The organism is Streptomyces sp. NPDC004658, assembly GCF_040609555.1.
Taxonomy (GTDB): domain Bacteria; phylum Actinomycetota; class Actinomycetes; order Streptomycetales; family Streptomycetaceae; genus Streptomyces.
In genome coordinates, this window is sequence record NZ_JBEXKG010000012.1 from 65,433 (window position 1) to 86,096 (window position 20,664).

The following is a 20,664-nucleotide window of genomic DNA, read 5'->3' on the forward strand; positions in this document are numbered from 1 at the left end:
CGAACATGTTGCTGACACGGACTGGGCGCGGCCGGAGCGTCAGCTCCAGCTGTGAGAACCGGCTCATCGGCCATTGTCAGAGGCATCATGCACACTGCGCCGTATGAACTTGGTGACCGCACACGACTACGCCTGGATCCGCACCTCGCCGCTTTTCCGCCACATGATGGAGAGCGGGTACACCGTGACACTGATTCGGGGGCGGAGCCCGCAGGAGGTGCTGCGCGCGCTGGAGGCGGAACCGCGCGGCACTGGACAGGGCACGGCCGGGCTGATCGAGGCGAACGACGCTCACCGTGCCGAGGTGGATTACGACTACTGGGACGAGTCCTACATCGCGGGCGCCTTCAAGACCCCGGGCGAGAAAGGCGACTGGACAGTTGTCCTCGGTTTTGACGGTGGCCTTGGGATGCCGTGCGCGGAGACGCTGTCGGAGGGCGGCCGGGTCGTGGCGCACTCGAGCAACGGCGGCAAGCCCATCCACCTCTTCCACTGGTTCGAGGACGGTGAGCTCCGTACGGCGTTCGAGGGCCCGTCGGCGCGCGACGGCAGCAGCCCCGATGAACTGGTTCCCTTGTTGCGGGAAGTCGGCTTCCCGCTGACTCCCGAGGGAGAGCACGACGAGAGCGCCCCGGTCGTCGACGGGAAGGCGGCGGTTCTCGCTCTGGCCGAGAGACTCACCGGCGTACGTGTCACCGAATCCCTGCTCCAGGACGCCACGTACGATCTGGGACTCGTCCCCGAACAGCCCGCCGAGGAGTGGACCGGCCTGGTCGTCGACATCACCGATGCCCACGGAGAGCGCCTGCACAAGGAATGGACCTACGAGGGGATCGCAGCGGCTTCCGACCGCGCACGGGCGGAGGCGGACGCGCCGGTCGTGATCACCTACAACGAGCCTTCCGCCAAGGATCGTTCGGAACACGAGACGGGTGAGTAGCGAACGGGCGCGTAGGGGTCCCCAGCGCACCAGCCGCCCTCTCCGATGGACATTGCCGTCACGAGAGCTTCTTCGAACATGGAGCGGCAGCCCTGAGTCCGGCCCGGGACCAGCGGTGGTACCCCGCCGCGGGCGCGAACAGTGCCTCTGCGGACGTCAGCGCCGAACGCATAATCGGTTGCCCGTCGGCGATGGCGGTGGATGCAATGGCCGGCATGATCACGCAGGTGCGCTCGCCGTGGCGAGATGAGAGGGACGCATACCACCGGGCCTTGTCATTCGGCGATCCGGGGAACCTGCGACCGTATCGTCACGCGGGAGACGCCAACGTATGAGTACGTCACATTCGTCATCCGAAGCTGAGTGGACCGGCGAGTCATCAGTGAAGATCGGCGCTCTCGTTCCGCTGACTCGGCCCGGCTGGGTCGAGGCAGGCCGGCACCTGCTCGCAGGACTGGAGCTGGCCGTCCATGAAGTCAATGAAGCCGGCGGGATCGGCGGAAGGCCACTCGAGCTGGTCGTCCGAGACACCGCGGCTGATCCACAACGGGCTGCCGCGGCCGTAGACGAACTGGCTCGCCTGGGCGTGACCGCCTTGGCGGGGGAGTATCACAGCGTCGTCGCTCGCGCCGCTGCCGCCCGGGCCGACGCCCTCGGCCTGCCGTTCCTCTGCTCGTCGGCTGTTCTCGACGCGCTCACCGAACAGCCGACGGAACGGGTCGCGCGCCTGGCCCCGGCGCAGTCCCACGGCTGGCGGATCTACGCGGACTTCCTCCTCAGCACGGGCCGCAGTCGCGTCGCCGTAGCATCCGAGCCGAGTGTCTACTGGGCATCCGGGGCCCGCATCCTGCGGGACCACCTTGCTCCGCACGGCGGCAGCGTCATCGAGCTCGACATGCGTGCGCTCGCCCCTTCGGACGTGTGCGACGAACTCGTCGACCATCGCGCGACAGCCCTCCTTCTTCTGGTCGGCCACCCGGAACCGGCGGTGTCGATCGTCAAGTCCGTCCGCCGTGATCAGCGCCTCGCCGAGATCATGATGGGTGCTCCGGCCGGGCAACCCGAGTTCCCTGAATGGGCGAGGCTGCTGGGCGACGACGGCGCCGCGATCCCGTTCCTGCGCTATCTGCCCGAGCGCCTCAGCCCGCTCGGTGCACGAGTCGAGGCGGCCCTGCGCGAGCGGTTGGCCGCTGCGCCCTCCTTCGTCGCGTTCGAGGGCTACGACACGGTCGTCGTCCTCGCCGACGTGCTGCGCTCTCACGGCGTGGACCGGGCGCGCATGGCCGCATCCTGGCCGAGCGTCGCTGTCGAGGGCACCCGCGGGGAGATCCGGTTCTCCCGCACGCCGGGCATCAGCGTGTGGCAATGGGCTTGGACGCCGGTTCAAGTCGTTGATCGGGATCCGGCGGAACCCGATCGCTTTCGGATCCTTCACGCCGGCTGAGAGAGCACGGGGAGAAGGTCCGACGCCTGCCCGGACCCTGCGCCCATGAGGAGGGCGTGCGCACCGTCGCCCAGTGAGGGGCTCGACGCCGTGTCCGGCGAGGGCGGTGGCACGCCGCAGCTCGCCTCGGCGGGACCGGTGCGGCTACAGGCTGATCGGGTCGAGGAGCTGGGGGCCGTTGGTGCGGACGTCGTTGACGGCCGTGGAGACCGGGCGCGCGTCGAGGTGCCCGTCGGCGGGTTGGCCGAGGAGAGCGCGCAGGGTGTCGGGGTCTTGGTGGGTGGGGTCGAGCCAGGCGTCGTAGTGGTCCTTGGTGAGGGCCAGGGGCATGCGCGGATGCACCCGGCCGGCTGCGTCGGTGGCCTCGGTGGTGATGATGGTGCAGGTCGTCAGCCAGGCGGCCGGGTCGTCGTCCTGGGGGACGGCCGGGTCGCGCCAGTACTCGTACAGCCCGGCGAGCGCCATCACCTGGTCGTCCTCGGGGTGGACGAAGTACGGCTGCTTGCGGGTCCTGCCGGTGCCCGGGTCCTTGAGCGGCTGCCATTCGTAGAAGCCGTCCGCCGGGAGCAGGCAGCGGCGCTTGACGAACGCACGGCGGAAGGCCGGTTTCTCGTGCACCGTCTCCACCCGGGCGTTGATCATCCGCGCGCCGATCTTCGGCTCCTTCGCCCAGGACGGCACCAGGCCCCAGCGCAGGGGCCGCAGCTCCCGGACGGGTGCTGCGGCATCGCCAACGTTGTGCGGAGGGCGTTCCAGGACCGCCCACACGTCGTCGGTCGGCGCGACGTTCCAGCTCGGTGCGAGCGCCTCCGTGGTGGGCCACTCGGTGACGCGGAACAGCCGGGCCAGGTCCTGCGGGCTCCGAGTGGAGACGTATCGACCGCACATGCGACCACTCTCTCACCGCCCGGCCGACGACGATGCGTCCGTCACGGTGACCGAGGGGTGCCCAGGCAGCGACGGCAGGGGCTGGTCGGGCGTCGGGAGCAGGAGTCCGCCGAGGCCGGGGGGGGCGGTGAGGACCGGCGTCCAGCTTTCGGCCGAGGGGCGCGAGTCAGGTCGGTCAGCAGCACACGGCCCGTGTGGAGGGCGGCTCCTTCAACCGGCGCCTGGCAGGCGAAGCTCGCAGACGGCACCGCTCCGGCCGGCTCCCCGGAGGGACGCGCGCCCGGTCCCTGCCCTGTCCGAGGGGACTGGACAGCCGAGGACGCCGTTCCGGCCGTCCCGGTGGCGGCCCCTTGCGTGAGCTTGCCCAGCGGGAACAGCCGAGGCGCGGGCTCAGCTGCTTCCGATGGGCCGTTGGGCCGCAGGCCGAGGGGGAGCAGCGCACGTCGCTCGCAGGCTTACCGGGGCTGTACGGGGCTCGGTTCACCGCTGTCGGGTGGCGTACCTCCTGGCGGCACCGGCGGAGCACCGGCGCACTGAGCCTGCCAGGTGATCGGAGGCCCGCGTCCGACCGCGGGGCAGCCGAGGGTCGATGGCGGGCTTGCGAGGGCTTCGCCACGCGCCGAGTCACTGATTCGGCTCCCAGCCGTTCGCTGAGACCGACCGCAAGGTGGCACCCAACTGCCCCCGCTTGGTGATCCCGAGCTTGGGGAAGATCCGGTAGAGGTGGGTTCCGACCGTGCGGTGCGACATGAACAGGCGTACCGCGATCTCCCGGTTGGTCAGCCCCTCCGCGGCCAGGGAAGCGATCTGCAGTTCCTGGGGGCTGAGAATGTCCCCCACCGGGTCGGCCGGCCGCTCGCTGTCCTCTCCGGCGGCACGCAACTCCTGCCGGGCCCGCTCGCTCCAGTAACGCGCCCCCAGGGCGTCGAAGGTGTCACGGGCCTCGCGCAGCGGCTCGCGTGACTGGGCGACGCGGTGACTGCGTCTGAGCCACGATCCCTGGGTCAGCAGCAGCCGGCCCCGGTCGAGCGGCCAGCGGGCGATTTCCCCGGACAGGGCCTGGTCGAACAGCTCCTCACAGGTACCGTCATCCGCGAGGACGGCCCTCACATAGGCACGGCACATGCGCAGCATCGGGGACGGCAGCCGATCGGCCGCTTCCTCCAGCCCCGCGAGCAAGGAACGGGCCTCCTCCTGACGTCCGAGCACACGTGCCGCGTCCGCCAGGTGGGGCGCCGCCCGCCACCGCAGCTCGTGAAAGGCGGGATCAGCCGGGTCGAACACCCTCCGCAAGCGGCCGAGTGCCTTCTCGGGGTGCCCCGCCACCGCAGCGGCCACCCCCAGCGTGGTGAGCGCGGCACACTGCATGAACGCCGCACCGCGGATCAGGGGGCTGGACTGGGCCTCCAGCGCCAGCTCCTCCGCGGTGGCGGAGTCGCCGCGCTGCGCGGCCAGCATGGCGAAATTGATCTTCGCGGACAGCCCCCAGAAGGCGTTGCCCATGTCCTCGGCCAGCTCGCCCGCCTCCGCCGCTCCCGTGCGGACGAGGTCCCATTCGCCGGTCCAGATCCGGCACCAGCTCGCAGTGCCCAGCGTCCGGGACATCACCGCGTGCTGCCCCGATTCGCGGGAGACCTTGGCGGCGGCACGGGCATACGAGGAGGCGCTGTGGTAGTCGCCGACAGCGATGGCGGCGCTGCACAGGTACCGGGACGTCTCCAGCCCGCCGTCGGCGGCCGGGAGCCGCCGCATCGCGGCGAGGGCTTTACGGCCGTACACCTCCGGCATCACCAGCGCGAGAGTCGCCAGCCGGCGGGGATCCCCGGGCTCCAGGCGCATCCTGTCGGCGGTGGCCGCGACCTTCTGGCGGACGCGGGTCGACAACCGGGCCCAGTTGCAGCGGGAAGCGGCCCGCCACAGCAGGTTCACGGCCAGGATGGTCGCTCCCGTCTCCTGCGCCGCGCACGCATGGCTGATCAGTTCCTCAACGCGCGTCTCGTCACGGAAGTCCCTGGGTGCGGTGATCTCGTGGACGAGAGTCAGGCGTCCTCGTTCCGCCGGCCCCATGAGCGCGGGATCGGCTCGGTCGGCCAGCTCCACGGCGGCACTGCGATGTCCGACCTCGCAGGCCAGTTCGGCGGCGTAGAGGAACAGGGACGTCCGGCGCGCCGGAGCCTCGACCAGGGCCGCGGCGCGCCGCAGAGCGGCGATGGCGACCGTCAGCATGCCTCGCCGTCGCGCGCTGGTGGCCTGCTCCTCCAGTCTCGTCGCCAGTGCCTCGTCGGTGCCGAGGACGGCTTGCGACTGATGCCACAGCCGGCGGTCGGGCAGTGCGGCGAACTGGTTCGCGAGCGCGGCGTGAGCAGCCAGACGCGTGGTCACGGGGACGCAGGAGTACACCGCGGAGCGCATCAGCGGATGCCGGAACCTCAGTTCCTCGTCGACCAGGTCGATGAGGCCGGCGTCGATGGCCTCCTGGACTTCACGCGCCCCGACCGGCTGTCCGCATGCCTCGGATGCCGCTGCCAGGTACTGGCCCGGGTTGCAGGTGCTGTCCGCCGCGAGCGTGGCGAGCAGCACGCGCGTCCTTTCGCTCACCGTGTCCAGGCGGGCGGCAAAGGCCACCTGGAGCCTGGCGTTGACCGGGACGATGGAGGGGGAGACGAGGAGATCCCACGACCGCGGCAGCTCGATCAGCGCGAGTGGGTTTCCGGCGGCCTCTCGCAGAACGCGCTGCCGTAGCGGCGTGGAGAGCCCCGGGGTGCAGGCGTCCAGGAGACTCGCGGCGGAGCGGGCGTCCAGCCCTTGGACGTACATCTCCGTGAAGCCGTTGCGGCGTAGCGGGTCGTTGAGTTCCAGCGTCCTGGTCGTGCCCAGCACCAGTACGCTCTCTCCCTCTACACGCCGGGCCAGGAAGGCGAGGGCGGTGAGCGACGGCGTGTCGAACCAATGCAGGTCGTCGAGCAGGATGACCACCGGTCGGCGGTCGGAGGCCTCGACGACCAGCTCCAGCGTGGCAAGAGCCACCCTCTGCAGGTCGGCGAAACCGTCTTCGTGCCAGAGGGCTACCCGCAAAGCCTTCTGGAGGGACGCGGACAGGCTGCCGATGTGCTCGTCGAGCACGGGCCGGAGCGCCTGGTGGAGGCCGGCGAAGGCGGCCTCCGACTCCGACTCGCTTCCCCGCGCGCCGAGCACCAGCAGGCCGCGGGCATCCGCCTCCCGGCGTACCAGATCCAGCAGGGCCGTCTTCCCGACGCCCGCCTCTCCGCGGATCACCAGCGCGCCCCCGGCGCCCTCGACCGTCGCGTCGAGCATCTTCCTCAACCGGGTGACCTCACCGTCGCGGCCCACCAGTTCCCCACGTATGTTGCCAGGCATCCGAACACCGCCGTACCAGTTCCCTCGCCCCTGCTGGATTTGGCTGAAAAATCACCCTGGGCAGTAGAGAAATTTAGCATGCCTTCTTTGATGGCATTCTCGCTACTTGAGACAGTCAGGAGTCGTCGTCCACTGAATGAAGAACCGCTGTAAGAGTTTTTCTGCGACCTGGGAGAGGCGTTGCCAGGCTCGGCGCCGGTGGGTCCGTCATACGCGCGAAACCGGTCGGACAGACGACAGTAGCCGACGCCCGATCGTGGCCGCGCAAGGCATTCTCGGAGCCCTGGAATCGAGCCTGCTGCCGGGGCGTCCAACCGCCGCTGTTTTTCTCCGCAAGATGTCAGCCGCGCGATACGCGCAAGGTGGAGCGGAACGCGCGCCCCGCGAGCTGGCCGGCGTCCGCAACCGACGGAGTCCGAAGCCGCTCCTTCTCCCCGAGAGAGTGGTGTGTGGTGCGGTGGGCCATGCGCGAGCCGTACACCACCGCCCGGAGTCGGACTACCTGCGGGCCGCTGCCGAGGCGCAGATCATGGCGGGTCCTTGTCGGCGAGTACGGCACCACCGCCGCTGCAACAGCCGTCCCTTGCGTACCGCTCACGCTTCGAGCTGCGGTGCCGCTCCCGGCACGCCGTGGCAGCGCGCAACCCCAGGAGCGGCACGGCGCGGCGGGAGGTCGAGCCCGGGGCTCAGACCAGCGGCTGTGTCGGCTCGTCGGCCGTACAACGAGACCTCCCGGCCAAGGGAACGTGCGCGGCGACCCACATGGGTCGGGTCGACCGCCCGCTCCGCCTCCCCGCCTCACGGAGAGACCGAGCGGGCGGACGAGACGCTCCTGCCGTGCGGCGTCGCCGGTGCGCGGACCCCGGGTCGGGACCCCGGGTCGGGACCCCGGACCCTGGCCGCCTTCACGGCGCGAGGCTCGCCAGCGCCGTCAGCAGCCGGTCGACGTCCTCCTCGTTGGTGTAGGGGGCGAGCCCGACCCGTACGGCGCCCGTGTCGCCCAGGCCGAGTCGGCGGGAGGCCTCCAGGGCGTAGAACGAGCCGGCCGGGGCGTCGACGCCCCGCGCCGCGAGGTGCGCCGCGACCTGCGCGGAGTCGTGGCCGTCCAGCGAGAACAGCAGGGTCGGGGTGCGGTGCGCGGCGCGCGAGTACACCGTGACGCCGGGGAGGTCCGTCAGCCCCCGCACGATCCGCTCGCGCAGGGCGTCCTCGTGCGTCTCCAGTTCCGCGAACGCGGCCAGCAGGCGTTCGCGGCGGGTGCCGGACGGCCGCGGTGCCAGATCGGCGAGGAAGTCCACCGCCGCGCGGGCCCCGGCCAGCAACTCGTAGGGCAACGTGCCCAGTTCGAAACGCTCGGGCACGGCGTCGGACGAGGGCAGCAGCTTGTCCGGGTGCAGCGTTTCGAGCAGTTCCGGCCGGGCCGCCAGGACACCGAGGTGCGGGCCGAGGAACTTGTACGGCGAGCAGACCAGGGTGTCCGCGCCGAGGGCGGTCAGGTCGACCGGTGCGTGGGCGGCGTAGTGCACGGCGTCCACGTGCAGCAGCGCGCCGGCGTCGTGCGCGAGGGCGGCGAGGGCGGGGACGTCGGGGCGGGTGCCGATGAGGTTGGAGGCAGCGGTCACGGCGACCAGCCGGGTGCGCGGCGACAGCACGGTCTCGATGTGCTGGGGGTTGAGTTCGCCGGTGGCCGGGTCGAAGTCCGCCCAGCGGACCGTCGCCCCGACCGCCTGGGCCGCCTGGACCCACGGCCGGATGTTGGAGTCGTGGTCGAGGCGGGTGACGACCACCTCGTCGCCGGGTCCCCAGTCCTTGGCGAGCGTACGGGAGACGTCGTACGTGAGTTGCGTGGAACTGCGGCCGAAGACAATGCCGTTCGGTGGTACGCCGAGCAGGTCGGCGAGAGCCGCGCGGGACGCCGCCACGATGGCCTCCGCGTTGCGCTCGCCCTCCGTGACGTGCCCCCGGTTGGCCAGCGGACGGGTCAGCGCGTCCACCATCGCGTCGATGACCGGCTGCGGTGTCTGCGTACCGCCGGGCGCGTCGAACCGAGCCGTACCGGATTTCAGCGCGGGTACCTGTGCGCGGATCGCGGCGACATCGAGGGCCATGGGTGCTCCTGGAGGTGTCGGGTGTCTGCCCGGTGACAGCCTTGCATGCCGCGTGGCCTGCCGGAACGCCGGCTGGGTCCTTCGCGGCGGCGCCCGGTCGGCCGCGGTCGTACCGGTCAGCGTGAGGTGAGCGGTGAACCTGTCCGAGGTCTGCGTTGCCGCCCTGTTCCGGCGAAGCGTCCACGGGGAGCCAGCGCTCCCTGTCGCGCCGGTCCCGCGGCGCGCCCGTTATCGCACCGCCTGCCGCGCGCTCCCCTGCTTCCGCACCGATCCGGACGCCGGGGACGGTGGAGGGGCGACGGTGCGGACCTGCGGGCACGGTGTGTCGCCCGGATGCACAGGGACGCGGCGGTGGAGCCGTTCCGCGGCGTCGAAGGCGCCGCGGCCTGGCCCGCACGGGCGCCTACCGCCTCGAACGCGGCCGCCTGCGCCGCCACCCCATCGCGCTCGCCGGCACACCCCGAAGACGGAGACTCCGCACGCACGCCGGTCGCCCAGAAACCTTTGTCTACCGAGGAACCGCGAGTCCGCCCCACGACGGGACGGCCGCCCCCGGCGGACCGGGGGAGTACGTCGATCAGTGGCGGCAGCTGGGTGTGCGGGACAGGATCAGTGTGAGAACGGGCATGGAAGGAGTGATCCCCGTGTCGGGCCCACCGCGCGAGCCCTCCGCTCACGATCCTGCCGTGGACGAGAGCCTGCTCGAACAGCTGATCACCGAGGCGCAAACGGCCCTGCCCGTCGAACTACCCGCCCTGGCCGATCGGTGCGCCTCGGTACTCGGCCTGGACACGGCGCTGATCTACCTTGCCGACCTGCAGCAACGGCTGCTCGTCCCCCTCGACGAAGCCCTGGAGCCACTGACGGTGGACGACTCGTCGGCAGGCTGGGCGTACCGTACGGTCTCCTCGCGAGTGGACGACGCCGGGGACGGCCTGATCGTCTGGATGCCTCTGGTCGACGGTGCGGAGCGGCTGGGCGTGCTCGCGGTGCGCGCCGCCTCGCTGGACGGGCCGCTGATGCGCCGCAGCCGGATGCTGGCCCATCTGTTCGCCATGCTCATCACCTCCAAGCGTGCCTACAGCGACTGGCTCGCAGCCCGCACGCGCACCGCACCCATGGGGTTGCCCGCCGAGATGCTGCGGGCCTTCCTGCCGCCGCGCACCATCGGCAGCAGCAGGTGCGTCTCGACCGCGGTCCTGGAACCGGCGTACGACATCGCCGGCGACGCCTTCGACCACTCGGTGGTCAAGAACGTGTTGCACACCATGATCCTCGACGGCATGGGCCACGATCTGATCGCCGGCCTGACCACGTCGGTCGCCATGGCGGCGGCGCGCAACACCCGCCGGTGCGGTGGCGGCCTGGCCGACATCGTCGCCTCCGTCGACCAGGCGCTCGCCCAGTGGCTGCCCGACCACTTCTCCACCGGTGTGCTGTGCCGGCTCGACGCCGAGACCGGGGTGCTGCACTGGGTCAACTGCGGTCACCCCCCACCGCTGCTGATCCGCGACGAACGGGTGCTCTCGGGGGCGCTGGACAGTGCCCCGCAGCCGCCGCTCGGCCTCGTCGGCCCGCTTGCACCGGCAGCCCGGCAGATCCACGTGACGAAACTGGAACCAGGCGACTGCGTTCTGCTCTACACCGACGGTGTCGTGGAGGCCAGGGACGCGCACGGCGCGGAGTTCGGCCTCGACCGGTTCACCGAATTCATCATCCACTCCAACGCCGCCGGTCAGCGCCCCGCCGAGGTACTGCGGCTGCTCATCCACGCCGTTCTCGACTACCAGCGCAACCAACTGCGGGACGACGCGACCATCCTGCTCTTCGAATGGGGGCCGCGGTCGAAGTGACGCGCCACCGCGGCGAGCCTCTCGGTTTCGAGCACCACGGCGACTCGATCCGGGGCCTCGTACGGCCGTCTGCGCCGCCGCTCGGCTGGAGGCCTGCCTCATGGTCGCCTCCGCGTGCGCCCGGTAATGTGACTCCGCATGATCGAAGCCGAGAGGGAGATCAGCGAGGACCTGGTCCGCGACCTGTTGCGGGACCAGCACCCGGACTTGGCCGGGCTGCCCATCCGCGAGGTGGCGGGCGGCTGGGGCAACCAGATGTGGCGCCTCGGGGACGAGTTGGCGGTCCGGATGCAGCGGATGGACACCACCCCGGCTCTGCAGCTCAAGGAGCGCCGGTGGCTGCCGGCCCTGGCCTCGCGCCTGCCGCTGCCGATCCCGGTCCCCGTGCGGGACGGTGCGCCGTCCGAGCGCTTCCCCAAGATCTGGACCGTCATGACATGGGTCGAGGGAACGCCGCTGGACCACGGCTCGATCACCCGCAGCGACCATGCGGCCGACAGTCTGGCGGCCTTCCTCAAGGCACTGCACGTGGAGGCGCCCGCCGAAGCACCGGACGCCTCCGACCGCGGCGGTCACCCCAAGGAGTGCACCGAGGGCTTCGAGTACTTCCTGCGGGCCGTGGACCTCGGCCACTTCGCCGAGGACGACATCCGGGCCGTGTGGGACGACGCGGCCGCGGCTGCCGGCTGGGAGGGCCCGCGCGTGTGGGTCCACGGTGACCTGCATCCCGCGAACGTCGTCGTCGCGGAGGGGACACTGGCGGGCGTCGTCGACTTCGGCGATGTCTTCGCCGGCGACCCGGCCTGGGACCTCGCGGCCGCCTGGGTGCTGCTCCCCGCGGGCGGCGCCTCGCGGTTCTTCGACAGCTATGCGCAGGCGGACGAGGCGGCGGTCCGACGGGCGCGTGGGCTGGCCGCGATGAAGAGCCTGTTCCTGATGCTGATGGGCCAGAACGGGGACCGCGGCCTGCCGGGCGGCAAGCCGAACTGGGGGCCCGCCGGCCGGTCGGCGCTCGAGCGCGTCCTGAAGGGCCTCTGACGTCGGCATCGATCGACCGACGGAGGATGCCGCCGCCTCAACTGGGGCTGACTCTCCGCCTGACGACTGGCGCTGTACGACTGTTTCGGCACGGTGGCCCGTACTGGTTGATGATCCTCCCAGCTCTCCAGTTCCGCCTTCTTCGTGATGCTGCCGGCACCCTTTGTGCGCGCTGCCGCGCTGGTGTCGGGAATCGCTGTGGAGCCTTGACCCCTGGCCGAAGCAATGGGGCTTGGGCCGCTCGTCCGGCCGACCAAGGAGACAGAACCTGGCGCTGGGACCGGAACGCTGCCGGGGCCGGGCTGCTCACCGGTGATGCCCGGCCGCCGGCCGGGCCCGACGTCATCTGGCCGGAGCAGCCCGTTCCCGAATCGAGGACGGATGATCGAATGAAGGAGCCCCGGGCGGGGTAGAACGGATCCCGGCGTCTTCCCACAGGGGAAGCTGCCGTTACTCACCCCGGTCGGCACCCCCGGCGAGAGCGAAGGACGCAGTATGGCCAGCGGCACCGTGAAATGGTTCAACTCCGAGAAGGGCTTCGGTTTCATCGCCCAGGACGGCGGCGGACCGGACGTCTTCGCCCACTACTCGAACATCTCCGGCAACGGCTACCGGGAGCTGGTCGAGGGCGAGAAGGTCACGTTCGACGTCACCCAGGGGCAGAAGGGCCCCCAAGCGGAGAACATCGTCCGCGGCTGAGGTCCTCCGCCGGCCTGGGGAGCGGTGTGTGGAGTGGCACCACCGACGTGGCGTGGAGCAGTTCGGTAGCTCGCTGGGCTGACGACCCGGAGATCTTCTCTGAACTGACGAACATGAGAGCGCCCCGCCGTGTGACTTTGCACGCTCCGTGACGTGGTCGAACCACGGTCACGCGGCACCGCTACCTCAGGCCCATCAGCCAGCGCGGGATTTCTCCGCGCACACCAAACCTTCCAGCAGCTCGACGGCGCGGCGGACGGCGGGGTGCCGCGCGACCGACTTCTTCACCGCGAGACTGAGGTACCGGACCGGGGTGGGGGACACCAGGGCGACAGTCGTGAGGTTCTCGGGCAACTCGCCGATACCGAGGGCCGGCACCATAGTCAGCCCGATTCCCGTTGCCACGAAGGACATCGCGGTCCGGTAGTCGTGTGTCTCCACCACGAAACTCGGGGAGAACCCCGCTTGCGCGCAGGCGTTGAGGAGCACCTGGCGGCACGCCCCTTCGCGGGGTTCGTTGTCCACCCAATGCCGCCCGGCGAGGTCCGCCAACGGCACCTCGGGCACCTCGGCCAGTGGGTCGTCGAAGCGGACGACGGCGAGGTAGGGGTCCTCGGCGAGCCTGTGCACATCGACGGACCCGGGGCGGTCGACACCCGTCTCCTCCACGAAGATGTCGACGTCCGGGTCGCCCGAAGCGAACTCGGTCAGCGACAGGTCCAGCCGGAGGTCCGGGAACTCGGCACGCAGCGCGGCAACGGTCGGCGCCAGCCACGCTGCGCCGGCCGAGCCGAAGTAGCCGATCGAAAGGCTGCCGACCCGGCCGGCCCGCAGATCGCCGACCACCCGCTCGACCCGGCTGAACGCCTCGAACAACGTGTCGGCCTCGGCGGCGAGGGCCTGGCCGGCCGCGGTGGGCTCGATGCCGCGACCGGACCGTTCGAACAGCTGCAGTCCGGTCTCCCGCTGCAGTGTGGCGAGCTGTTGGCTCACCGCTGAGGGTGTGTAGCCGAGCGCGGAGGCGCTCGCGCGGATCGAGCCCGTCGCGACGACCGCCCGCAGGACGCGGAGCCGTGAGATGTCCAGCATGCTGTGAATGTACAGCCACGCTTAACAGACGTATAGAACTCATCGCTTGTGCTGTACAGAGAGCGGGGATGATGATGCCTGGGTGACCGATCTAGTGGAGACCGCCAGGCCCATCGGCGCCGGCAAGACAGACATCGGCAAGGTCGCGGCTGCGGCCGGACTCGCGGTGGTGCTGTGGGCCTCGGCCTTCGTCGCCATCCGCGGCATCGGGCACGCACTGTCCCCCGCGCCGCTCGCGCTGCTCCGGCTGGGCGTCGCGGCCGTCACGCTCACAGTGATCGCGGCGGCCAAGGGGGCGGTCCGTGTCCGCCTCTCCCGCACGGCGTTCCTGCTGATCGCGGCGTACGCCGTGCTGTGGCTCGCCGGCTACACCGTCGCCCTCAACGCGGGGGAACGGCACGTCGATGCCGGGACCGCGGCATTGCTGGTGAACCTCGCGCCGCTGCTTGTCGCCATCGCCGCCGGGAGATTTCTCGGTGAAGGCTTCTCACGAACTCTCATCGTCGGCTCGCTCGTCGCACTGGGCGGAACCGCGCTCATCGCCGCCGGGGCCACCGCCCAGCGCGACTGGACAGGCGTTCTGCTGTGCCTGCTGGCCGCCGCGCTCTACGCCGCGGGCGTCATGATCCAGAAGGTCACGTTGCGCCACGTCGACGGGCTGACCGCGATTTGGCTCGGCTGCGTCGTCGCCACCGTGGTCCTGCTGCCGTGGGCGCCGCAGCTGGTCGGCGAGCTGAAGGTGGCGAGCACCGGAGCGGTGGTCGGCGCCGTCTATCTGGGCGTGTTCCCCACAGCGATCGGTTTCACCGCGTGGGCCTACGCGCTGCGGCGCATGGACGCCGGTCGGCTCTCCGCGGTGACGTACGCCGTTCCGGCCGTGTCGGTGCTGTTGTCGTGGCTGCTGCTCGCCGAGATCCCGACGGCATTCGGACTCGTCGGCGGCGCGCTCTGCCTGACCGGTGTCGCCGTCTCCCGCCGGCGGTGAGTCACCGGTTGAGAGGCAGCACGCTGAAGCCCGGTGTCGTGCATCGAGGCCGGCCGGATCCGGCATGAGCAGGTAGGCGGCCTTCTGCTCTTCCCTCCGGGCGGCGGCCTCGGCGCGAACCGTTCCGTGTTCGGCTGGTGGCCGTGCTGTCAACGGTTGCGTCCCTCGTAAGGGTGGGATCTGCACAGAGGATCACCATGCCCGTGTCCTGGGCATACGGTCTGCACCAAGCCCCGCAGGCAGGTGAGGGGCAACCAGTAGGGGAGGGGCAGCCGGCCATGGCAACGGGCGATCGGGAGTGGGAGATACAGGCGAAGTGCCGCACCGCGGACCCTGAGGAGTTGTTCGTCGAAGGCGCGGCCCAGAACCGGGCGAAGGCCCTGTGCAGCGGCTGCCCGGTCCGGACCGAATGCCTCGCCCACGCTCTCGACCACCGCATCGAACACGGCATCTGGGGAGGCATGACCGAGCGGGAACGCCGCGCTCTTCTGCGGCGCCGTCCGACGGTGACCTCCTGGCGCCTGCTGCTGGAGGCCGCCCGCGCCGAGCACGTACGCCCGGGCCGACCACTTCCCACCGAGGCCACGAAGCACCAGCGGACCGCGTGAACAGTCCTGCTCCGTCCTGGCAGCGTTCACTCCGGTCGTGGGCGGGGCGGGGGTGACCAGGTGCACCATGCTGCTGGAGTCGGAGCTGCCTGCCTCGACCGAAGGAGCGGGGGGCGCCCGAGGGCGATCAGTGAGCGGGTGCGTGAGCACAGCCGCCCGATCGCCTGGACGTCCCCGCCGACTGGGGCATCACCGGCTGCGCCGACCAACTGCCGCTGTCGGACCAATGGCCCGGCGGGTTCGAGTGCCGTCCGGGGTCCAGCACCCGCCCCGTCACGGTCGCGGTGAGTCTGCTCGCAAAAGCAACCCCTCACCACCGGCGAACTCAATGCCCTGGAAGGAGGCACCGACCGTCACCTGGACGAATCCGAGTTTCCGGTGCAGGTCGAGCGAGGCGAGGTTCCTAGCGGAGATGAAGCACCAGACGGCCGAATCCCGTTCCCAGACCCGATCCATGCGCCACCGGGTCAGCAGCTCCGCTATGCCACGACGTCGCCAGTCAGGATCCACCGTGACACCAGTCAGGTAGTAGCCGGCCGGGGCACCGTCCTCAGCGTGCTCAGGCAGGAACGCCGCATTCGCGTACCCGACAGCTTCACCGGACACCTTCGCGGTGATCACCAGGCTGCGCTCAGCACAAAGCGCCCGATGGATGCGGTCTGCCCATTCGCTCGCCGAACCACCGCGCGTTCGGGCCTGCAACGAGGCCAGCTTCGGCACGTCGTGCCCGGTTGCCTCCGCCACCACGGCGGTCACCGGAGCGTAGCGCTCGGCTGGGTGCGGAAGGTAAGCAGCGAATCGCGAATCCGTCCTTGCCATGTCGCCCCTCTCGCCCGCCCGAGCTGTCCCGTCCCATCCGCGGATCACGACATCTACCGCGACCAGGTCCGCGCCCGCGGCATCGTTCTGATGATCGCCCGCCCGTGGCACCCGGCATGGCACCGGGTCGTCCATCTGCCGCTGGGTCGTGGAGAGGAGCTTTGCCTGGTTGCACGGAACCGCTGGTCACCTCATGGGTGTCTGCGGCTCATGCCATGATCCGGCCTCATGAGTGACCGTTCGCTTTCCCCCGCCTGGCTGGCCTCGTGGACCGACAGAGTCTCCGGAAGCCTCACGGCAATGACAGGCGAGTTCGAGCGCCGGCACGGCTTTCCCCCTGGTACCAACGAGGTCCGGCCGGCCAGCCGCGACGGTCAAGCCGCGGCTCGCACGCTTGCCCAAGTGAGGCCCCTCCCGGCTGGCCTGGTCACTTTCTACGGCAGCGTCGGCGACGTCACCTGGGCGGACGTCGGCAACGGATACTTCCTCGACGCGGCAAGTGACGTCCTTCTGCGACTCCAGGAGTACGGCGTTGTCCACATCGGCGCGGATCAGGAGGTCCCAGGTCTGGTCATCGGCTCGAACGGTGGTGGCCTGTCCTATGTCACGGGCCCCGATGGGACGGTTCACCGGACGCGGACAGCGTCGCTGGACGAACCGGAGCTGGACAAGGTGGCCGATGACCTGCGGCAGTTTCTGGAACTGCTGGAGCGGTGCCTGACACGGTTTGTCGCCGGCGGTGAGCCGGGATCTCTGTAGTCAGCCACGGGGCCCATTGCGGCAGCTGCTGATAGGCACCATGAATGCCGCGTACTGGCGGGCGCATCCGAGCCTGGGCCGCTCGCATCGCTGTTCGGGTCACACCGAGCCGGTCGACCGGCCCGGGCCGGGGACAAGGGTCGTCGGCCCGGGCCGGGCCCGGGGCGGGCTAGCGGTTCCCGATCTGCGGGCGGTCGCGGCGGGCGTCGTGGAGGACCGAGCCCCACCAGAGGAGCTGGTCGAGCATGGCTTTGGCGGCCTCCTCGGGGCCCTGCGGGTCACGGAGCGTGCCGTCGGGGGAGAAGAGGAGGTAGTAGCTGGGGAAGGCGACGTAGTCGCGCACGGTGTGGGCGTGCAACTCGCTGAACACCTGCCGCAGTTGCTCGATCGCCAGCAGACCGCCGCTGAGGCCGCTGTACCCGACGAAGCCGATCGGCTTGGCCTTCCACTGGGTGTAGTGCCAGTCGATGGCGGCCTTGAGGGACGCCGGGAAGCTGCGGTTGTAGTCGGGCGTCACGATGACGATTGCGTCGGCGGCGTCGAGCCGCCGGGTCAGTTCGGCCATGCCCTCGGGACGCGGCAGGTCGGGCTGCAGGGCCGGCGGGGTGGCCGGCAGGGCGAGCGGGAGGTCGAAGTCCGCCAGGTCGATCAGGTTGATCGTGAACTCGTCGTGCCGCTTGGCCTGTTCGACGAACCAGTCGGCCACCACCGGGCCGAAGCGGCCCTCCCGGACGCTGCCGACGATCACTGCGAGATTCAGTCGTGCGCTGGACATGGGTGTGCTTCTCCTACGGGGTTGACGCTGCCCCAGGCTGGGCGTGCGCTCCACGGTGGTGGACGAGTGGCGGACGAGGGAGGCCGGGCCGAGGGTGGTAGTGGCAGGGCCACGATCCGTCGGGGCGGCCGGTGTTACGTTCACGGGATGAGCGACAACGAGCTCGGCCTCTTCCTGCGGCTGCGCCGGGAAGCCGTCACACCGGCCGACGTGGGACTGCCCGCCGGGCCGCGCCGCCGTACGCCCGGACTGCGCCGCGCGGAACTGGCGACGCTCGCCGGGGTGAGTGTCGAGTACGTCACCAGGCTGGAGCAGGGGCGGGACCGCAGGCCCTCGGTGCAGGTGCTGGCGGCCCTGGCGGACGCGCTGCTGCTCACGCCCGCTGAGCGGGTCCATCTGCATCGGCTCGCCAAGGGTGCCGATCCCGGCTTCAGCTGCCGGGGCGGGGCGGGACCGAACAGGGCGGTCAGGCCCACGGTGCGGGCGCTGCTGGAGCGGCTGGAGCCGGCGCCCGCCGTGCTGGTGAACCGGCTGAGCGAGATCCTGGCCTGCACGGACGGGTACCGGCGGCTGGCCGAACCGCTCGGGCTGCTGGACGGCGCGCGGCCCAGCCTCGCCCGCTTCGTCTTCACCGACCCGCGGGCGCGCTCGGTGTACCCGGACTGGGACACGGTCGCCGACCAGCAGGTGGCGGCCCTGAAGGAGGGGCCGGGGCAGACCGACGTCCATGTCGGCGCCCTGATGGACGAGTTGACGGTGTCCTCCGGGGAACCGTTCGCCCGACGGCTGCGGACGCTGCCGGGGCTGCCCCGGGCGAACGGGGTGGTGCGCATGGTCCACCCGCAGGTCGGGGAGGTGCGGCTGGCGTACGAAACGCTGGGGCTGCCCGCCGACGACGACCAGCAACTCGTCGTCCACCTGCCGGCCGACGACGCGAGCGCCGCCGCCCTCGACCGTCTCACCGGCCGCCGCCCGGGCGCCCTGCGGGCGGTCTGAGCGGTATCCCGGGCAGCCGCGTCAACGACCCTTCTCCTGCTGCCCGTTGCCGGGGCGGAGAGGTGTACGGCGAGCGGGCGCTGCCCGGGTTCGAGTTTCGAGTTCGCCACCTCGGTGAACAACCCGGCGCGGCCGGGTGTGGGGGATTCCTGGTCCAGGCGCACCGTCGACACGCACGTCAGCAGCCTCCGCACCAAGCTGGGTGACAGCGACTGGATCATCACGGTCCGGGGCGTGGGCTTCAAACTGGGCAGCGGCTGCTCCGTGTGACGTGGCGGCCCCGGAGTACGGCCCAGCGCGCCGGGGGACCGCGGGGAGCCCGCTCTTCGCCGCCCACGCCTCGCGTGCGATGACGGCACGCTCACCTGACGTCCGGTCCCGTTCCGGAGCGCACGGGGCGTCGTACGGCAAGGCCGTGGAGCGACGCCCCGTGCAGGCAGCCGGACCGGACCTCAGGCGCCGCCGCGCTCGCGGGGGATCTTCTGGCCGGCCTCGATCGCCACCGGCAGCCGGTTCTCGGCCGGAGGCAGCGGGCAGGTGGCCAGGTCCGTGTACGCGCACGGCAGGTTCGCGGCGCGGTTGAAGTCCAGGACGACCGTACCGTCGGCGGCGGGCGGCTCCACGGTCAGGGAACGGTTGGCGGCGTAGGTGGTCACCCCGGAGGTCGCGTCGGTGAACAGCACCATCAGCCGGCCCGCACCATGGCCGGGGAACGCGGTCAGCGACAGCGAGCGCCCGTCCAGCTCGAACTCGATCCTGCCCGGGGCGTCGTACACGTGCTCAAGGCCCTCGACCGCGGCGCCCACGGTGGTCGGCCGTGGCGTGTCGAAGGGAACGTAGCGGCCCGTCACCACCCAGCGCGGGTCGGGGTCGTAGGCGGGTGTTCCGGCGAAGGCGGTGCGCAGCGGCGCGTCCGGGTGCCGCGGGCGCACGATGTCGTTGCCGCCGCGCTTGGCGACCTCGATCACGGCGTCCCCCCAGACGGCGTCGACGCCACCGCGTTCGGGAAGCACACCGAAGCGGTGTTCGCCGCGCACCGGCGTTCCGTCGACGACCAGTTCCTCGCCGTCGTCGAGGTCCACGACGACCCCCTCGGGGCCGGTGCGCCACGTACCGGGCGCGTCCGGGAAGCGCTGCGGCCGGTCGTCCAGCCAGTGCAGGCCGGTGATCGCCAGGAATCCGTGCGGGGCGGCGAGCCTGGCCTCTTGGGCGCGGTACCAGTCCAGCCAGTTCTCGGTGAAGGCATCGCGGTCCGTCGTGGTGGTCTCGCTGGTCATGGTTTCTCCTTCGTCATGGGGGTGCCGGGGGCCGGGACGTCGATCCGCCCCGCGTGCTCAGCGGGCCAGTTCGCCGAGGAGGCGCCAGGTGCGTCGGCGATCGGCTTCTCCGGCGATCTCGGTGCTCGAGAACACGACCTCGGTGGCGCCGGCGTCCCGGTAACGGCGTACCTCGGCCTCGACGGTCCTCTCGTCGCCGATCACGGCCAGGTCGGCGGCCCGCCGGCCGCCGGAGAGTTCGATGACCCGGGCGTAGGACGGGATCTGTTCGTAGAACGCGAGGTTCTCCGTGGCCCTGGCCCGCACCGCGTCGACGTCGTCGGTGACCACGCCGGGCACGAGGGCCACGATCCGGGGCGAGGGACGGCCCGCGGCCTCGGCGGCGGCGGTCACGGCGGGGACGATGTGGTCGGCCAGGGCGCGCGGTCCGGCCAGGTAGGGCAGGATCCCGTCCGCCAGCTCGCCGCTGACCCGCAGCGCCTGCGGACCCATCGCGGCGACGAGCAGGGGGACGCCCTTCTCGGCTCCGGGTACGCGTGCCGGGATCGGGGTGGCCGCGGTGAGCAGTTCGCCGTGGAAGTCGGCCGTGCCGTTCTCGGTCAACTGACGCAGCGCGGTGAGGAATTCACGCAGGCGGGCGATGGGGCGTTCGAAGGGCAGGCCGAAGCCCGCCTCCGTCAGGAGTTTCGTGCCCAGGGCCAGACCGAGGTGGTAACGGCCGTGCGTCGCGGCCTGCGCGGTCTGGGCCTGGCTGGAGACCAGCAGCGGGTGGCGGCCGAAGACGGGGATCGCGGAGGTGCCGACCTGTAGTCCGGGCACCTCCCGGCCGACGATCGCGGCCAGCTGGGGCGAGTCGGCGCCGAAGGTCTGGCCGAACCAGGCAGAGGTGAGTCCGGACTCCGCCGCCTCCCTGGCGAGTTGGACGGTGGCGTCGACCTGGTTCGGCGCGTCGGACGCGTTGAGCGCTACTCCAACAGTCATGTCAGTCAGAACGGGCGCGGGCCGAAC

Annotated in this window: 17 protein-coding genes and 2 pseudogenes; 11 read left to right on the forward strand and 8 right to left on the reverse strand. The window is 71.1% G+C overall.

The window, feature by feature from the left end:
- Positions 1 to 103 precede the first annotated feature (103 nt).
- Both ABZV94_RS07570 and ABZV94_RS07575 read left to right on the forward strand, forming a co-directional pair.
- On the forward strand, positions 104 to 940 hold the full coding sequence (locus tag ABZV94_RS07570; protein WP_356338218.1) for a DUF6461 domain-containing protein: 837 nt from the start codon (positions 104 to 106) through the stop codon (positions 938 to 940).
- 331 nt (positions 941 to 1,271) lie between these two features.
- Positions 1,272 to 2,384 carry an ABC transporter substrate-binding protein gene (locus tag ABZV94_RS07575; RefSeq protein ID WP_356338219.1) on the forward strand — a complete coding sequence of 371 codons (1,113 nt, stop codon included), beginning with the start codon at positions 1,272 to 1,274 and terminating at the stop codon, positions 2,382 to 2,384.
- 144 nt (positions 2,385 to 2,528) lie between these two features.
- On the opposite strand, the gene ABZV94_RS07580 is transcribed toward ABZV94_RS07575, so the two are convergent.
- The 3 genes from ABZV94_RS07580 to ABZV94_RS07590 all read right to left on the reverse strand — a co-directional run bounded on the left by ABZV94_RS07580 (position 2,529) and on the right by ABZV94_RS07590 (position 8,758).
- Positions 2,529 to 3,272: an SOS response-associated peptidase gene (locus tag ABZV94_RS07580; RefSeq protein WP_356338221.1), complete on the reverse strand. Its 744-nt coding sequence runs from the start codon at positions 3,270 to 3,272 to the stop codon at positions 2,529 to 2,531.
- A 624-nt stretch (positions 3,273 to 3,896) separates the two neighbouring features.
- Entirely contained in the window at positions 3,897 to 6,650 is a 2,754-nt protein-coding gene (locus ABZV94_RS07585) for a BREX system ATP-binding domain-containing protein (RefSeq protein ID WP_356338223.1), read from the reverse strand.
- Between the two features lie 905 nt (positions 6,651 to 7,555).
- The gene (locus ABZV94_RS07590) at positions 7,556 to 8,758 is read right to left on the reverse strand and encodes a cysteine desulfurase-like protein (protein ID WP_356338225.1); all 1,203 of its coding nucleotides are present in this window, start codon (positions 8,756 to 8,758) and stop codon (positions 7,556 to 7,558) included.
- 626 nt (positions 8,759 to 9,384) lie between these two features.
- Here ABZV94_RS07590 and ABZV94_RS07595 point away from each other — a divergent pair.
- The 3 genes from ABZV94_RS07595 to ABZV94_RS07605 all read left to right on the forward strand — a co-directional run bounded on the left by ABZV94_RS07595 (position 9,385) and on the right by ABZV94_RS07605 (position 12,348).
- Positions 9,385 to 10,611: a PP2C family protein-serine/threonine phosphatase gene (locus ABZV94_RS07595; protein ID WP_356338227.1), complete on the forward strand. Its 1,227-nt coding sequence runs from the start codon at positions 9,385 to 9,387 to the stop codon at positions 10,609 to 10,611.
- 138 nt (positions 10,612 to 10,749) lie between these two features.
- On the forward strand, positions 10,750 to 11,649 hold the full coding sequence (locus ABZV94_RS07600) for an aminoglycoside phosphotransferase family protein (protein ID WP_356338229.1): 900 nt from the start codon (positions 10,750 to 10,752) through the stop codon (positions 11,647 to 11,649).
- A 495-nt stretch (positions 11,650 to 12,144) separates the two neighbouring features.
- On the forward strand, positions 12,145 to 12,348 hold the full coding sequence (locus ABZV94_RS07605; protein ID WP_037864303.1) for a cold-shock protein: 204 nt from the start codon (positions 12,145 to 12,147) through the stop codon (positions 12,346 to 12,348).
- A 195-nt stretch (positions 12,349 to 12,543) separates the two neighbouring features.
- Here the strand turns inward: ABZV94_RS07605 and ABZV94_RS07610 are convergent, their stop codons facing one another.
- Positions 12,544 to 13,437 carry a LysR family transcriptional regulator gene (locus ABZV94_RS07610; RefSeq protein WP_356338231.1) on the reverse strand — a complete coding sequence of 298 codons (894 nt, stop codon included), beginning with the start codon at positions 13,435 to 13,437 and terminating at the stop codon, positions 12,544 to 12,546.
- A gap of 82 nt (positions 13,438 to 13,519) precedes the next feature.
- Here ABZV94_RS07610 and ABZV94_RS07615 point away from each other — a divergent pair, with 82 nt between their 5' ends.
- Both ABZV94_RS07615 and ABZV94_RS07620 read left to right on the forward strand, forming a co-directional pair.
- Entirely contained in the window at positions 13,520 to 14,422 is a 903-nt protein-coding gene (locus ABZV94_RS07615) for a DMT family transporter (protein WP_356338233.1), read from the forward strand.
- Between the two features lie 278 nt (positions 14,423 to 14,700).
- Positions 14,701 to 15,030 (forward strand): WhiB family transcriptional regulator, encoded by a 330-nt coding sequence (locus ABZV94_RS07620; RefSeq protein WP_356338235.1) that lies wholly within the window; start codon positions 14,701 to 14,703, stop codon positions 15,028 to 15,030.
- Between the two features lie 273 nt (positions 15,031 to 15,303).
- Here ABZV94_RS07620 and ABZV94_RS07625 read toward each other — a convergent pair whose 3' ends face one another.
- A complete protein-coding gene (locus ABZV94_RS07625) occupies positions 15,304 to 15,849 on the reverse strand; it encodes a GNAT family N-acetyltransferase (RefSeq protein WP_356338237.1) in 546 nt (181 codons plus the stop codon).
- 42 nt (positions 15,850 to 15,891) lie between these two features.
- On the opposite strand from ABZV94_RS07625, the pseudogene ABZV94_RS07630 reads away from it, so the two are divergent.
- Positions 15,892 to 16,024, forward strand: a pseudogene (locus tag ABZV94_RS07630) (IS5/IS1182 family transposase); the annotation flags it as partial.
- Positions 16,025 to 16,149: 125 nt separating this feature from the next.
- Positions 16,150 to 16,608 (forward strand): SMI1/KNR4 family protein, encoded by a 459-nt coding sequence (locus tag ABZV94_RS07635; RefSeq protein ID WP_356338260.1) that lies wholly within the window; start codon positions 16,150 to 16,152, stop codon positions 16,606 to 16,608.
- A 169-nt stretch (positions 16,609 to 16,777) separates the two neighbouring features.
- On the opposite strand, the gene ABZV94_RS07640 is transcribed toward ABZV94_RS07635, so the two are convergent.
- Positions 16,778 to 17,383, reverse strand: a complete 606-nt coding sequence (locus ABZV94_RS07640; RefSeq protein WP_356338238.1) for an NAD(P)H-dependent oxidoreductase — start codon at positions 17,381 to 17,383, stop codon at positions 16,778 to 16,780.
- Positions 17,384 to 17,530: 147 nt separating this feature from the next.
- Between ABZV94_RS07640 and ABZV94_RS07645 the strand changes: the two genes are divergently transcribed.
- Positions 17,531 to 18,379 carry a helix-turn-helix domain-containing protein gene (locus ABZV94_RS07645; RefSeq protein WP_356338240.1) on the forward strand — a complete coding sequence of 283 codons (849 nt, stop codon included), beginning with the start codon at positions 17,531 to 17,533 and terminating at the stop codon, positions 18,377 to 18,379.
- Positions 18,380 to 18,520: 141 nt separating this feature from the next.
- Positions 18,521 to 18,649: pseudogene (locus tag ABZV94_RS07650) on the forward strand (helix-turn-helix domain-containing protein); the annotation flags it as partial.
- A gap of 182 nt (positions 18,650 to 18,831) precedes the next feature.
- Here the strand turns inward: ABZV94_RS07650 and ABZV94_RS07655 are convergent.
- Together ABZV94_RS07655 and ABZV94_RS07660 are read right to left on the reverse strand one after the other, a co-directional pair.
- Positions 18,832 to 19,656, reverse strand: a complete 825-nt coding sequence (locus tag ABZV94_RS07655) for a DUF1684 domain-containing protein (RefSeq protein ID WP_356338242.1) — start codon at positions 19,654 to 19,656, stop codon at positions 18,832 to 18,834.
- Positions 19,657 to 19,713: 57 nt separating this feature from the next.
- The gene (locus tag ABZV94_RS07660) at positions 19,714 to 20,637 is read right to left on the reverse strand and encodes an LLM class F420-dependent oxidoreductase (protein WP_356338244.1); all 924 of its coding nucleotides are present in this window, start codon (positions 20,635 to 20,637) and stop codon (positions 19,714 to 19,716) included.
- Between the last annotated feature and the right edge of the window lie 27 nt (positions 20,638 to 20,664).

Excerpts from the sequence above, each read along its gene's own strand:
- ABZV94_RS07580 (WP_356338221.1), bottom strand. The coding sequence starts at position 3,272 with ATGTGCGGTCGATACGTCTCCACTCGGAGCCCGCAGGACCTGGCCCGG.
- ABZV94_RS07610 (WP_356338231.1), bottom strand. The coding sequence starts at position 13,437 with ATGCTGGACATCTCACGGCTCCGCGTCCTGCGGGCGGTCGTCGCGACG.
- ABZV94_RS07660 (WP_356338244.1), bottom strand. The coding sequence starts at position 20,637 with ATGACTGTTGGAGTAGCGCTCAACGCGTCCGACGCGCCGAACCAGGTC.
- ABZV94_RS07635 (WP_356338260.1), top strand. The coding sequence starts at position 16,150 with ATGACAGGCGAGTTCGAGCGCCGGCACGGCTTTCCCCCTGGTACCAAC.
- ABZV94_RS07620 (WP_356338235.1), top strand. The coding sequence starts at position 14,701 with ATGGCAACGGGCGATCGGGAGTGGGAGATACAGGCGAAGTGCCGCACC.
- ABZV94_RS07655 (WP_356338242.1), bottom strand. The coding sequence starts at position 19,656 with ATGACCAGCGAGACCACCACGACGGACCGCGATGCCTTCACCGAGAAC.
- ABZV94_RS07640 (WP_356338238.1), bottom strand. The coding sequence starts at position 17,383 with ATGTCCAGCGCACGACTGAATCTCGCAGTGATCGTCGGCAGCGTCCGG.
- ABZV94_RS07595 (WP_356338227.1), top strand. The coding sequence starts at position 9,385 with ATGGAAGGAGTGATCCCCGTGTCGGGCCCACCGCGCGAGCCCTCCGCT.
- ABZV94_RS07575 (WP_356338219.1), top strand. The coding sequence starts at position 1,272 with ATGAGTACGTCACATTCGTCATCCGAAGCTGAGTGGACCGGCGAGTCA.
- ABZV94_RS07605 (WP_037864303.1), top strand. The coding sequence starts at position 12,145 with ATGGCCAGCGGCACCGTGAAATGGTTCAACTCCGAGAAGGGCTTCGGT.
- ABZV94_RS07645 (WP_356338240.1), top strand. The coding sequence starts at position 17,531 with ATGAGCGACAACGAGCTCGGCCTCTTCCTGCGGCTGCGCCGGGAAGCC.
- ABZV94_RS07585 (WP_356338223.1), bottom strand. The coding sequence starts at position 6,650 with ATGCCTGGCAACATACGTGGGGAACTGGTGGGCCGCGACGGTGAGGTC.
- ABZV94_RS07600 (WP_356338229.1), top strand. The coding sequence starts at position 10,750 with ATGATCGAAGCCGAGAGGGAGATCAGCGAGGACCTGGTCCGCGACCTG.
- ABZV94_RS07570 (WP_356338218.1), top strand. The coding sequence starts at position 104 with ATGAACTTGGTGACCGCACACGACTACGCCTGGATCCGCACCTCGCCG.
- ABZV94_RS07625 (WP_356338237.1), bottom strand. The coding sequence starts at position 15,849 with ATGGCAAGGACGGATTCGCGATTCGCTGCTTACCTTCCGCACCCAGCC.
- ABZV94_RS07590 (WP_356338225.1), bottom strand. The coding sequence starts at position 8,758 with ATGGCCCTCGATGTCGCCGCGATCCGCGCACAGGTACCCGCGCTGAAA.